12 protein-coding genes are annotated in these 13,071 nt (G+C 35.6%); 9 read left to right on the top strand and 3 right to left on the bottom strand.

The genetic code is table 11. From position 1 onward, the window contains the following. Positions 1 to 44: 44 nt before the first annotated feature. The gene (locus D5R40_RS07870; protein ID WP_124146309.1) at positions 45 to 2,543 is read left to right on the top strand and encodes a tetratricopeptide repeat-containing sulfotransferase family protein; all 2,499 of its coding nucleotides are present in this window, start codon (positions 45 to 47) and stop codon (positions 2,541 to 2,543) included. 89 nt (positions 2,544 to 2,632) lie between these two features. Then, positions 2,633 to 2,878 (top strand): hypothetical protein, encoded by a 246-nt coding sequence (locus D5R40_RS07865; protein WP_124146310.1) that lies wholly within the window; start codon positions 2,633 to 2,635, stop codon positions 2,876 to 2,878. 35 nt (positions 2,879 to 2,913) lie between these two features. On the opposite strand, the gene D5R40_RS40865 is transcribed toward D5R40_RS07865, so the two are convergent. Beyond that, a complete protein-coding gene (locus D5R40_RS40865; RefSeq protein ID WP_124146317.1) occupies positions 2,914 to 3,063 on the bottom strand; it encodes an element excision factor XisI family protein in 150 nt (49 codons plus the stop codon). Positions 3,064 to 3,141: 78 nt separating this feature from the next. Between D5R40_RS40865 and D5R40_RS07855 the strand changes: the two genes are divergently transcribed. From D5R40_RS07855 to D5R40_RS34830, 7 genes are all read left to right on the top strand, one after another. Then, the gene (locus D5R40_RS07855; protein WP_124154461.1) at positions 3,142 to 5,448 is read left to right on the top strand and encodes a TOMM precursor leader peptide-binding protein; all 2,307 of its coding nucleotides are present in this window, start codon (positions 3,142 to 3,144) and stop codon (positions 5,446 to 5,448) included. Positions 5,449 to 6,468: 1,020 nt separating this feature from the next. Then, a complete protein-coding gene (locus D5R40_RS37570; protein ID WP_124146312.1) occupies positions 6,469 to 6,696 on the top strand; it encodes a hypothetical protein in 228 nt (75 codons plus the stop codon). 159 nt (positions 6,697 to 6,855) lie between these two features. Continuing rightward, complete coding sequence (rnhA, locus tag D5R40_RS07845) at positions 6,856 to 7,326, top strand: ribonuclease HI (RefSeq protein WP_192901167.1); 471 nt, start codon at positions 6,856 to 6,858, stop codon at positions 7,324 to 7,326. 1,026 nt (positions 7,327 to 8,352) lie between these two features. Further along, positions 8,353 to 8,850: a type 2 periplasmic-binding domain-containing protein gene (locus tag D5R40_RS07840; RefSeq protein ID WP_124146313.1), complete on the top strand. Its 498-nt coding sequence runs from the start codon at positions 8,353 to 8,355 to the stop codon at positions 8,848 to 8,850. A gap of 69 nt (positions 8,851 to 8,919) precedes the next feature. Next, on the top strand, positions 8,920 to 9,246 hold the full coding sequence (locus D5R40_RS07835; RefSeq protein WP_124146314.1) for a type 2 periplasmic-binding domain-containing protein: 327 nt from the start codon (positions 8,920 to 8,922) through the stop codon (positions 9,244 to 9,246). Positions 9,247 to 9,700: 454 nt separating this feature from the next. Continuing rightward, positions 9,701 to 11,107, top strand: a complete 1,407-nt coding sequence (mgtE, locus tag D5R40_RS07830) for a magnesium transporter (protein ID WP_124146315.1) — start codon at positions 9,701 to 9,703, stop codon at positions 11,105 to 11,107. Beyond that, complete coding sequence (locus D5R40_RS34830) at positions 11,104 to 11,271, top strand: hypothetical protein (protein WP_161564953.1); 168 nt, start codon at positions 11,104 to 11,106, stop codon at positions 11,269 to 11,271. Before mgtE ends, D5R40_RS34830 begins: the two co-directional genes overlap by 4 nt. Positions 11,272 to 11,587: 316 nt before the next feature. On the opposite strand, the gene hemC is transcribed toward D5R40_RS34830, so the two are convergent. Then, positions 11,588 to 12,550 carry a hydroxymethylbilane synthase gene (hemC, locus tag D5R40_RS07825; RefSeq protein ID WP_124146316.1) on the bottom strand — a complete coding sequence of 321 codons (963 nt, stop codon included), beginning with the start codon at positions 12,548 to 12,550 and terminating at the stop codon, positions 11,588 to 11,590. A 312-nt stretch (positions 12,551 to 12,862) separates the two neighbouring features. Then, positions 12,863 to 13,071 (bottom strand): hypothetical protein (locus D5R40_RS37565; RefSeq protein WP_205127619.1); only part of this gene is annotated, 209 nt, incomplete at its 5' end.

Raw genomic sequence — 13,071 nt, 5'->3', positions numbered from 1 at the left:
ATGATATAATCATTAATGAAGTAAGTATGGCTAACATTAACTGAATGGAAAACCCAGAAGCAGCAGCATTAAAATTTAACGAAGAAGCAGAACATTATCTAACTCAAGGAAATTTTGAAAAAGCTTATGCTACTTGCTTAAAAGCTTTAGAATTAGTTCCATATTTTGCACCTGCTAGTAATACAATAGGGCAAATAATGGAAAAAATAGATGCCTTAGATTCAGCTATTGATTGGTATAACAAAGCTTTGGAAAAACAACCAAACCTAGCTGAACTTCATGCAAATTTAGGTAAAATTTATGTCAAACAACAACAGTTGCATAAAGCTATTACTTGCTACGAAATAGCCACTAAACTACAACCAAATTTTGCCGATGCTTATCGTGCCCTAGCACAAATATGGCATCAAATAGATAAGCCAGAATTAGCTGCCTCTTGTTGGTATAAAGCACTGAATTTAAAACCAGAATGGGCAACAGATTTAGAATATCTGAAATTGGCAAAAACTCTATTAAAATACCAGCTAAAGAAAGAAGCGATCGCTTGTTATGAACAAGCACTTAAATTAAATCCAAATCTATCCCAAGCACATCATAATTTAGGAGAAATTTATAGTGGTGAAGAAAATTGGCAAGAAGCTATATTAAACTACCAAAAAGCTATTCAAGTTAATCCCAAATTTTCCTGGTCTCATCACAGCTTAGGCAAAGCTTTCGCCAATATTCAGCAGTGGGAAAAAGCAATTTCCTCTTATGAACAAGCACTTCAACTAAACCCTGAAACTGCTGTTACTTATCATTGTCTTGGAGATGCTTTAGTCAATCAAAAAAATTTAGATGCAGCAATTACTGCTTATCAAAAAGCCATAGAATTACAGCCTGAAATTTGGGTGGTTCATCATAAATTAGCAAATATTTTTCAAGAAAAAGAAGAATTAGAGCCAGCCATCCTTGCTTACCATCAAGCTATTCAATTAAATCCAGATTTTCTCTGGTCTTACTACAGTTTAGGAGAAACATTAATCAAGTTACAAAGGTGGAATGAAGCAGTAGTAGCTTTTCTTTATGCCTTTAAAATTAATCAAGATTTATCAAATATCCATGAAAAATTAGGATATGCCCTCGAACAACAATCTCAATCAAATTTACCAGAAACTATTAACTATTATTCCCAGATTATTCAAAACCCTCAACCACAAAAATCTAGCCCCATTAAAGAATTATCAATTCAGCCAGAAGCACCAGAATTTTACTTAAAATTAGGAAACTTACTAGGACAGAAAAATTTATTTAATGCAGCAATAATAATTTATAACCTGGGTTTGCAAGTCCAGCAAAATCATCCAGAAATTACTAACAAACTGGCTCAACTAGAAAACAAAAAAAATCAACTAGACCAGGAACTTACTAACTGCCAAAATACCGTCAACAAAAATCCCAAAAATTTCCGTCATCACTATCAACTAGGCAACATATTCTTCAAACTTCAGAGATTCGACAAAGCCATAACAACTTACATAAATGCCATTCAACTCAAACCTGAATATCCCTGGTTTTTCTTCTATTCAAACTTATTAAATTTTATTATTAAACAACGAAAGCTCCAGCAAGTATTAGAATTATTTCAAAAAATTACTCAAGAAAATCAAGACAGTATTTGGTCTTACATTAACCTCGGAGAAATTCTCACAGCAACAGGAAACTTAGATGCAGCAATCAAAAATTATCAAACCGCCTCCTACAACAAAACCCGTCAACTTAATCCTTCCTTTGTTAAAAATCATTGGAATTTACAAAATGCCAGAGGTCCTAACTTTATTATTATTGGTGCTCAAAAAAGTGGTACAACTTCACTAGAAAATTACATAGCTCAAAACCCCCATGTTATACCAGCAATAAAAAAAGAGACTCATTTCTGGTATCGAGACTTCAACAAAGGAATTAATTGGTATCTTGCCCACTTTCCTCCAATTCCTAAATCAGAAAATTTTATCACCGGAGAAGCAACCCCTAACTATTTAGAAAATCATCAAGCTGCCGAGCGAATATACAATGTATTTCCAGAAGTAAAACTATTAGTAATATTGAGAAATCCTATAGATAGAGCCTTCTCTCAATACCATCATTGGATTAGACTAAATTGGGAAGACCGCACCTTTGAAACAGCCATAAATTCCGAGTTAGAAATACTCAGAAAAAATCCCGAAAAACCAGAGGGAGGCAAAAATTATTGGCAGCAACCAGGTAACTATATAGGGCGTGGTATTTATATAGAATTTATCAATAAATGGTTAGCAATATTTCCCAGAGAACAACTACTTATTTTAAAAGGAGAAGACCTTTATGAAAAACCTGTAGAAACAATGAAACAAGTTTTTGAATTTTTAGGACTGCCAGAACATCAACTTTCAGAATATAGAAAGTTAAACCCTGGGTCTTATTCATCAATAAGTAATGAGATGCGCCAGAGGTTGAGTGAATATTTTCAACCTCATAATCAGAGGTTAGAGGAATATTTAGGAATGAATTTTGATTGGGAATAAAATTTAACTTGCTTCAGTTTTGTACAATAGTTAAAATCAAAATAAATTACATTGAACAGTATCGTCATTTTTAATATAAGGAGTAGTTTATGGCAAGAAAAATCTTAAAAGGTAAAGATGCAAAAATGCTCGAAAAGCCTCTAAAAAAAGATATTAAATGGACTCCAAAAAAATTAACTCTTGCCGGAATAGGTTTATTAATCCCTTATACTGCAATTGTCGTCTATGTCATATCTTTTGGAGTACCTTTAGGTTTAGTGATTGTGATGATAGCAATTCCTGTAATATTTTTCGGGGGATTTTCTCTACTATATTATTTAACAAGAAATTTATGAAATAGCTTTGTTGCACGAATATATCTAACCCTCTATTAAATCAGTGTTATAGATCGACGATTTATTATATCCTTAGCAATACCATCTTCCAAACCACCCCGATGTATCCATAGTTTATCCCCAATAATTTCTATATGAACTAAACATCCATGAACTTGTATATCGTCCTCCCATTCTTGAGTAATTAATCAAAAATTATTCAATCAACCCTCCATCATTCCCTTTGTAGAATCAAATTATTTTGGCAAGAAAATTTGAAAAATATGCTCAATCAACCTAGTTTTAATCCTGCTTACTTAATTGAAACTCTCGAACCAGATACGGTATTTTTCATATCTGAAAGAGAATCTGTCTGTTTACAAGACCCACTTTATTATCGTTTAGTTCAGTTAATTGATGGTAAACGTAATGTTGATGAAATTATTGATATTCTGCAATTAGAAATTATACAATACCAAGAATTAACACCAGAAAATCCTAATTTTTTCCAAGATATTCTGAATTTCAGTATTAAAATTCAACAAGCTCTGTTTCAATTAAACAAACAAGGGTATCTATTAGAAAATAATGAATTATTACCGTCTAATTTAGCTATTTTTTGTCATCATATTCAGATTTCTCAGTCTCAAGCTTATAATCAATTACAATCGATTAAAGTTACTGTCAAAACATTAGGTTCGGTAACAGATAAAGATTTTATTTCCCTGTTAAAATCTTTTCAGATTCAAGTGGCTGATTCAGGAGATTTAACGATTATTTTGACTGACGATTATCTCCATCCTAACTTAGATGAATTTAACAAACAGGCTTTAGCTTCTCAAACTCCTTGGATGTTAATCAAACCATTAGGAACAATTGGTTGGATCGGACCTTTATTTCAACCCGATCAAACAGGATGTTGGGATTGTTTTGCACAGCGTTGGCGAGATAATCGACCGATTGAAGAGTTCATTAATAGAAAGAAAGAGGAAGCAAAACTTTTAACTTCCCCCCTGGGTTTTTCTCAGGCAACAATCCAAACAACTTTAACCATAGCTGCAACAGAAATTTTTAAATGGATTATCCAAAAAGGCAATCCTAGATTAGCAGGAAATCTGATTACTTATGACCATCTAACTCTACAAACTCAAAACCACATTTTAGTTAAACGCCCTCAATGTTTTAGTTGCGGAAAAGTATTTAATAAACAACCTTTACCTGTAGTTTTAGGACATCGAAAAAAAGCCTTCACTTCTGATGGAGGGCATCGTTTTTGTTCTCCTGAAGAAACTTTGAGAAAGTATCAACATCATATTAGTCCGATTACGGGTGTTGTGCGAGAATTGGCAAAAATTACCAGTCAAGGATTAGTTCATACTTATGTTGCCAAACATCATTTTAGGAATATTTTCGACAATTTAGATAGCTTACGTCAAAATATGGGTGGCAGAAGTGCCGGGAAAGGGAGAACTGATAGTCAAGCAAGAGCTAGCGGTTTTTGTGAGGCGATCGAACGTTATTCGGGGGTGTTTCAAGGAGATGAAATTAGAGAACAAGGGAGTTATGAAAAATTGGTAGAAAAAGCTATTCATCCGAATCAATGCATGATTTTTAGTGAGGAACAATACCAAAATCGAAAAGAGTGGAATGTTGAGTGTAAAGGGTGGTTTCAAAAAGTACCAGAACCCTTTGATGAAACTAGAGTAATTGATTGGACTCCTGTATGGTCTTTAACTGCTCAAGAGTTTAAATATTTACCTACTTCTTACTGTTACTATGGATATCCTGAATCTGATTCTTCTGATTTCTTAGATTGTTGGGCTGATTCTAATGGTTGTACGGCAGGAAATACGATAGAGGAAGCAATTTTACAAGGGTTTATGGAGTTAGTAGAACGGGATTGTGTGGCTTTATGGTGGTACAATCGTTTATCAAAACCTCAAGTATATTTAGACAGTTTTAAACAACCTTATTTTCAGCAGTTAAAACAATATTATCAAAGTCTGAATCGGGATTTATGGGTGTTAGATATTACGAGCGATTTGAATATTCCTTGTTTTGCTGCTATTAGTTCTAGAAATGATAGAGAAGTAGAAGATATTATATTAGGATATGGGGCACATTTCGACCCAGAAATAGCTATTAGTCGGGCGTTAACTGAGGCGAATCAAATATTACCTAATGTACTATCTTTTAGGGATGATGGAACAACGAATTATCCCCCTTCTGCTGATATATTAGCACTTAAATGGTGGCAAACTGCAACTTTAATCAATCAACCTTATCTAGTTCCTAATAATCAAATTATGTCGAAAAAAAGTAACGATTATTTTCAATTAGCTAGTGACGATCTATTAAAAGATGTTAAATTGTGTCAGCAAATTGTTGAGAAAAATGACATGGAACTGTTAGTATTAGACCAGACTCGTAGTGATATTGGGTTGAGGGTAGTTAAGGTGATTGTTCCAGGGATGCGTCATATGTGGAAGCGATTAGGGTTAGGAAGATTGTATGATGTTCCTGTAAAAATGGGATATTTGAAAGAGTCTTTAACGGAAGAACAATTAAATCCTTTTCCCATGTGGATGTAAATTTTTAGTAATATCATGTCCGATTGAATACTTATCAATAATCAGGGAAGAGTCAGGAGTTATATCATGTCTAGTTGAATACTTATCAATAACGACGGAGGAATCAAGAGTTAGGAATCAGGAGTCACGAGAGAAGAATAAGAAGAAGGAAGTTTTTTATCACTAATTGAACGGACATGATATAAGTTACTCTCATTAAGTTTTAGTAGAGTTAATGATCAAGAAAAATAATTAACAATTCTCTCTTTTTAAGGGGATGAAAATTAAAATATTCCTGATTTAAAGCTACTGATTTCACGGGATAGTCACTGATAACTGAAGTCTGCAGTTCTTCCGGAGGAAGCTAATATCAAATCCGGTTAAACAGCCATAGAATGGTTAAGTTAGGAGTCCTCAGGAGTCAGTCGGACCTCCTCAGGAGGAGAAAGAATTACAAAGATAAACGTAGTTATGGCGATTGAAGATTTTTTTTATGTCCAATTAAACGGATTTGATATAACTGATACCGTAGCTCCTCTATAAAGAGGCTAACTGATAACTGAATTGACTGCTGGGCTTAAAGATGGCCATAGGGGAAGTGAACTGAACTCTATTCTATCACCTATTCATGCAACAAATCCCTAGAAGCTTTAGAAAATAGACAAACTAAAATGACCGAAAACCTTAATATAATAAATATTTTAAAAACTATTCTGATAATACCTATAATGATAAGTGACATAATAGTATTTAAAATACCTGGAATAGGATTAATAATAATAAAGAATCTAATAAATTAGACTGAGTTTCTCAAGTTAATGAATCCAGGTAAGAACCAAGAATCAAACTGAAAATTTTCACCTAAAGATTTAGCCAAATCAATTTCACCAGATTTTTTTATATTTTCCTTTCCATTCAACCCAATCATTTTCAATATTCAATAACCTTGGCAACTTTTTCACAAAATTAAAAAAAGTTGGTGGGAAATTACTCAAATTTTTCCAGTAAAATTTAAACCTATTATAGCAAATTGATAAATGTTTGCTACAAATAGCTAGGGTATTTTTTAGGAGTCAACCCACCCCTAACCCCTCCCAGGAGGGGACCCAGGAGGGGAAGTCAGGAGGACCGAGTCAGAATGAATTGCTTCAATACCAATTTTTAGGTCATAAATTATCTTTTTCTCTTGGTGCGCTACCAGGTACTACTGGTGTCGTCGCGGGGTCGCACCGCTCTCTTGGTCGATTGGAGATGGCGCAGGTTTCCTAGCCATCCCACCCTACGGGAAGCTGCGCTAACGACCGCTTTGTCAAAGAGACATTTCCTGTACTTGTATTTTAGTCACACTTATATTACTTATTACTGTGCATGACTACCATTCCACTCTATGATTATCTATAAGAAATTACTTGGTAAAAAGGAATCAAAATGACAGAAAAAATCCCAGAAGTTACTATCTATACTGATGGTGCTTGTAGTGGCAATCCTGGTCCTGGTGGGTATGGTATAGTTATTATTACTGATAAACAGCGCCAAGAACTATCTGGTGGTTATAAGTTAACTACTAATAACCGCATGGAATTAATGGCAGCAATACTAGGACTTCAAACCCTAGAATCTGCCTGTGATGTTACTCTTTATACTGACTCTAAATATATAGTTGATGCCATTACTAAAGGTTGGGCAAAACGCTGGCGAGCTAATGATTGGAAACGGAATAAAAAAGATAAAGCAATGAATCCCGATCTATGGGAAAAATTATTAGATTTATGTAACCAACATCAAGTGGAATTTTTTTGGGTGCGCGGTCATTCTGGCAATATAGAAAATGAGCGATGTGATAAGTTAGCAGTGCAAGCATCACAACAACCGAATTTACCGCAAGACTCCGGTTATTAAAATATGACTGATGTAAGAGTGTGGGGAGTGCTCGCCCCAAACTCATCTTTCAACCTGCACCTTCTGCACCTTATATCAAATCCGGAAGCATTGGTGTAATTAGATTCATAGTGTGGAGAGATGTGAAGATAAAAAAAGATTTGGCAATGGCGCTGTTATGAAACATTTTTTTAGACCAAACCCGAGCGGATTTGATATTAGACATAAATTCTGGTACTCCCTGAATACCAAGATTTAACTGAAAGACAACACCAGCACCAGACTCCTCTGTTGTCAGGCGATCACCAAGTATTTAGTATTTTTTTCTTCTTTAAAAAACCGACTTTAAACCTTCATTATATAGAATCCGGTTATACAGTATATATTTATAGTTCTATCCATACTTCAACCTCCCCACCTCCCCACACTCTTTATCTCTGCCAACTATATAATAAGTATTCAACCGGATTTGATATTATTCGGCAAGATCAAATCTCATCAATCGGAAATTATTTGAAGTCTTGAGTAAGAAAATATCTCTGAGGTGAGAGATATTATTTTTCTGATTATCTATTTACATAATATTAACCTTTACGAGGAACATAAACTAGCCTATTATCTGAGTATTGGTACTGATTTTTTTCAAACAATAACTATTCAAAAAATGTCTGAAAGCTGATGATAAAAACTCTTATTATCTAGTTTTTTATTGAGAAACTAAGCCATGGACTACCAACTGCTAATTTCTGACGTATATAGATGAGCGATTGTTAAAGTTTTCAATTATAATTATTAATTTTATAGCTGATAAATAACTGTTATTTATCCATTGTGATTTTTTCGATCTATTGATAATAATATTAATTGTTGATTAATAGCGATTAACCTTGATATTACTTGTTTATTCTTCCACATTCGTGATTATTTATAAATAACTTGACATTTATTACTTTCCTTGTATAATTATTGAATTTCTCATAATCTGTGATCAAACTGTACAATATTTAGATCGATAAAGATATTAATGATTTTAATGTGAGGTAAAATATGAATAACAAACTAATTATTATCATATTTAGTATTATATTTTCTTTAATTAATCCTGGGGTTGCTCAGTCGCAAGAAGTATTACAAGAAATTAAACAAACTGGTGTACTGAAAGTCGGAATGAGAAAAGATGCGGCTCCTTTTGGTTATGTTTATGGTAGTAAATGGGAAGGAATTTGCATAGAATTAATGAATGGGTTTAAAAAAATTTTAGAAGAAAAATTAAACAGAAATATTAGTATAGAAAAATTAGAAATTCTTCTTGATGAAGAATCAGAAAAAGGTCGTCACCGCAGCGTAGCTAATAAGCGAGTTCATCTAGAATGTGGTCCTAATACTATTAGAAAAAATCCACCAACAGGAGTCATTTATTCCAAACGTTTCTTCACCACTGGTAAATATTTAATGATGAAGCCAGACAGAAGACTAACAGTTAATCCTGATGGATTTATGGAAGGAATTTTAATTGGAGTTCTCAATGATTCTCTGACAAAATAATTCATTGATAGTCGATACCAACTAGCAGACCAAAAGGTTTATCAAGGAGCGTCGGGAAGAGAAACTGCTGTGAAAGATGCTGTTGCAGGTACTATTGATGCTTTTGCTAGTGATGGTATTTTATTAGTAGGAGAAGCTTTCCGGAAAGGATTAAAGGAAACTCAATATTCAATAGAACCAAATCGACCACTTACCTGTATTTCATACAGCATGATTTTACCCGCCAATGATTCAGAGTGGGAAAAAACAGTCAATGAATATATTCGCGTTAAACTTTCCATTAGTCAAATTACAGATATTTTAACCAAATTAGCAGGAGCAACATCTCCATTGCTGATAAATGTAGTGGGTTATAGAACCCATTTGATCGCTATCTATTTATATAGTTATAGTTAAAGATAGGGAGTAGGGGAGTAGGGGAGATGGGAGAATTTTTCGGTAGTTGTGCATTTTCATGGGTCGTGCATTGTCATTATTTTTGTTACCAGAACAGTGGGAGCATCTTGCCCCCATGCCAGGCATTCCTTGTTCTTGTATACCATTACGCGACCAGGACTACCAATTTTTCTACCTTTTTCCCCTCTTCTCTAACTGAATCTCCTAACTTCTGACTCGGTCTTCCTAACTCCAGTAGCTAAAATCACATACCGCGTGCATAGATACCAAATGGGTTCTATAAAAAAACAGGAAGAAGAAATTAAGCCATCTTGCCTCTTGCTTCTTGCTTCTTCCTTACCTTTGCTATACAATACCGATGCTACCGGACATAATATGATTACCTGGTAACGAGCAAAAAGTTCATTTAGCCTCTAAACTAGATTCAGCAATCTATATATTAGGAGGGTTAGCTTTGACTGAAGATAATAACTATTCATCCCCTTCCATAGCTACTATTTCTCGTCAAGAATTACGGGAGTTAGTTCGATCACAACTTCAAGCTCTGTTAGAACAAGATAACTTATCTGGAGCTAAAGCGATGTTAGTTCCTGTACAACCAGCTGATATTGCCGAAGCGATCGAAGGTTTACCAGAAACAATGCAAGTCATCGCATTTCGCTTGCTTTCTAAACGTGAAGCGATCGAAGTTTATGAACAACTAGACTCCAGCGTACAACAGTCTCTGTGCGAAAAGTTCAAACGCCAAGAAGTTATAGATATCGTTGATAAAATGTCACCTGATGACCGTGCTAAACTATTTGAAGAATTGCCCGCAACCGTTGTCAGGCGTTTATTAGGTCAACTTAGCCCTGCTGAACGCCAAGCTACAGCGCAGCTTCTGGGTTACAACTCTGGAACAGCAGGACGGATAATGACTCCGGAATACATCTCCCTAAAAGAAGAATATACAGTTTCTCAAAGTTTAGAACGTATTCGCTCATTAGCTCACGTTACTGAAACAGTTTATTCTCTATATGTGACTGACACTAACCGTCATCTCACAGGTATTCTGTCATTGCGAGATTTAGTCACTTCTCAACTCAACCAAACCATCAGCGAAATTATGAGCCGTGATTTTGTCTGCGTGCAAACTGGTACTGACCAAGAAGAAGTTGCTCGTATTATTCAGCGTTACGACTTTTTGGCAATACCAGTAGTAGATAGCGAACAACGACTCGTGGGTATCATTACCATTGATGATGTTCTCGATATTTTGGAACAGGAAACTACCGAAGATATTTATGCTCTAGGTGGCGTACAGTCTGAAGGTGATAACTATTTCCAGGTAAATCTATTTACTGCTGCTCGCAGAAGAGTGGTCTGGTTATTTGTGTTACTGCTGACAAATAGTGTGACGGGTGGAATTATTACAGCGCAAGAAGATATTCTGAAAAAAGTAGTTGCCTTAGCAGCATTTATTCCATTGTTGACTGGTACTGGAGGGAATGTGGGAGCGCAATCTTCCACTGTTGTGATTAGAGGTATGAATACCGATGAAATTTGGAAAATAGGGCCATTTAAAGTGATTCTGCGTGAAGCTGCTGCTGGCGCAATACTTGGGAGTGTTCTCGGTTTGTTAGCAACAGTTTGGGCTTTCCTGTTTATTGTCAATGGTAATTTAGAAGTGTCAGTGACAGTGGGTGTAAGTTTGCTGGCAATCTCAATTTTGGCTTCTGTTGCTGGTTCGTCTTTGCCATTCCTGTTTCGTTCATTTGGGTTAGACCCCGCCTTAATGTCAGCACCGTTTATTACTACTGCTGTAGATGTTCTCGGTGTTTTGATTTATTTCAACTTGGCACGAGTAATTCTACAAATATGAAAAAGTGTCGGGGCGGGTTTCAAGGTTGGGCAAAAATTGTTATACCTAGCTATTTATATTTAATATCATGTCCGGTAGCATCAGTATTGTATAGCGAAGCTAAGGAAGAAGGAAGAGGGAAGAGAAAAGAGGGAGGAAGACTATTGAGCAAGAAAAAAACCTAAATTTCCTGTAGATATTCACTCTTGGGTTTACACAAACAATACCAATGGACATGATATAAAACCCGCCATGACAAATTTTAAATATATTATGCTGCCACGGTTCATATATCAGAACTTACGCAAGTACGCTATATATAGTTTTTAATAACTATGATATGTCTGTATTTAGTTAGTAAATTTGACCAGTGCCGTAAAACTATGTTATACTGTGGCCAGATAACTTTTGTTGGGCTACACGATCACGTCATCAACAAAACATTTAAGACTGAAGAATCCCGCGTTGTCGCGTAAGCGCAACGTCGGGAGTATATCAAAACTAACTACGGTCAATTTCTGCCAAAATTTTATCTAAGATTTCTTGGGCACCTTGTTTTCTCAATTTTTGAGCTAATTCAATACCTATTTGTTCTGCATCAGAGGCAGCACCAGTAACAATATCCTTAACTAATTTCTGACCATCTAAACTAGCAACAATGCCAGTTAAAGTCAGTTGTTCCTCTTCTATTTTAGTATTGACACCAATCGGAACTTGACACCCACCTTCCAACTCTCTCAAAAAAGCACGTTCGGCATAACATCTTTGAGCCGTGGAAGTATGTTCCAGACTCTTCAATATATCAAGAATATCATTATCTCCGTCACGACATTCTATTCCTAAAGCACCTTGCCCAACTGCATGAAGAGAAACTTCTGGCGGTATAACCTGATGAATGCGATCGCCCATACCCAATCTATGCAAACCAGCAAAAGCTAAAACTAGGGCATCATACTCTCCAGCATCTAATTTTGCTAATCTAGTATTGAGATTACCACGAACATCCTTAAATTCAAAATAGGGGTAATGGTGGCGGAGTTGTGCCAAACGTCTCAAGGAAGATGTACCAATAACAGCACCTTCTGGCAAAGCTTCAAGTTGTTTATCTTTAAACTTTTCATGGACGACTAGAGCATCTGCTGGGTTTTCCCGTTCGGTAACACAACCTAAAACTAGACCTTCTGGAAGATTTGTAGGTAAGTCTTTGAGAGAATGAACTGCTAAGTCAGTTTCGTTTTGCAGCATTCCCAACTCTAGTTCCTTGGTAAAAAGTCCTTTGTCCCCAATTTTTGCTAAGGCCACATCCAGAATTTTGTCCCCCTGAGTAGACATGGTGTGGACTTCAAATGTGATATCTGGGAAATTTTTCTGGAGTTCTTCTTGTACCCAATAAGTTTGAACTAAAGCGAGTTGACTTTTGCGGGAACCGATCCGAACGGTACGAGTAGGGGCAGATACTGTCATATCTTAATAATTTCGAGTAAATAATTGTGGTCATTCTTTCTATAATACCGTAAAAAGGGGCCTAATATAGCGCTACGCGCAAGTCAGAAGTCAAAAGTTAAAAGTTAAAGCAGTTAATTCTGGCTCAAAAAATTTATTGCTGGCTCAGTTGCAGTTAATTCTGGCTCAAGTATAAATCTAGTTGCAATTAATCCTGGCTGAAAAAGTTCCTTATTGCTGGCAACTACAACTAATTATCCAAAGCTTCGCTAACGTTGAACTGGGTTTATGCCATACCAGGAGAAGGTTTTATACCATTTTGAAAAAAGAATGTTACGAATAGTAAGAGGGATAAAAATAATTTTCAGGAGACATCCCTTTGACAAAAAAGATGATTTCCAACCTAAAAAGTGGTATTGAAGCCATTCCCATACGACTCCTGACTCCTGACTTCCCCTCCTGGGAGGGGGAGGGGCGAGGGGTGGGTTGACTCCTAAAAAATCCCCTAGTTATTTGTAGCAAACATTTATCAAAATGGTATT

This window comes from Okeania hirsuta, from assembly GCF_003838195.1.
GTDB classification, from domain to species: domain Bacteria; phylum Cyanobacteriota; class Cyanobacteriia; order Cyanobacteriales; family Microcoleaceae; genus Okeania; species Okeania hirsuta.
Note: the sequence above shows the minus strand (reverse complement) of the source record. Positions and strands in the feature narration are given on the sequence as shown.

What these genes read in the sequence shown, in the direction of transcription:
- D5R40_RS07870 (WP_124146309.1), top strand. Translation starts at nt 45, where the DNA reads ATGGAAAACCCAGAAGCAGCAGCATTAAAATTTAACGAAGAAGCAGAA.
- D5R40_RS07865 (WP_124146310.1), top strand. Translation starts at nt 2,633, where the DNA reads ATGGCAAGAAAAATCTTAAAAGGTAAAGATGCAAAAATGCTCGAAAAG.
- D5R40_RS07855 (WP_124154461.1), top strand. Translation starts at nt 3,142, where the DNA reads ATGCTCAATCAACCTAGTTTTAATCCTGCTTACTTAATTGAAACTCTC.
- rnhA (WP_192901167.1), top strand. Translation starts at nt 6,856, where the DNA reads ATGACAGAAAAAATCCCAGAAGTTACTATCTATACTGATGGTGCTTGT.
- D5R40_RS07840 (WP_124146313.1), top strand. Translation starts at nt 8,353, where the DNA reads ATGAATAACAAACTAATTATTATCATATTTAGTATTATATTTTCTTTA.
- D5R40_RS34830 (WP_161564953.1), top strand. Translation starts at nt 11,104, where the DNA reads ATGAAAAAGTGTCGGGGCGGGTTTCAAGGTTGGGCAAAAATTGTTATA.
- hemC (WP_124146316.1), bottom strand. Translation starts at nt 12,550, where the DNA reads ATGACAGTATCTGCCCCTACTCGTACCGTTCGGATCGGTTCCCGCAAA.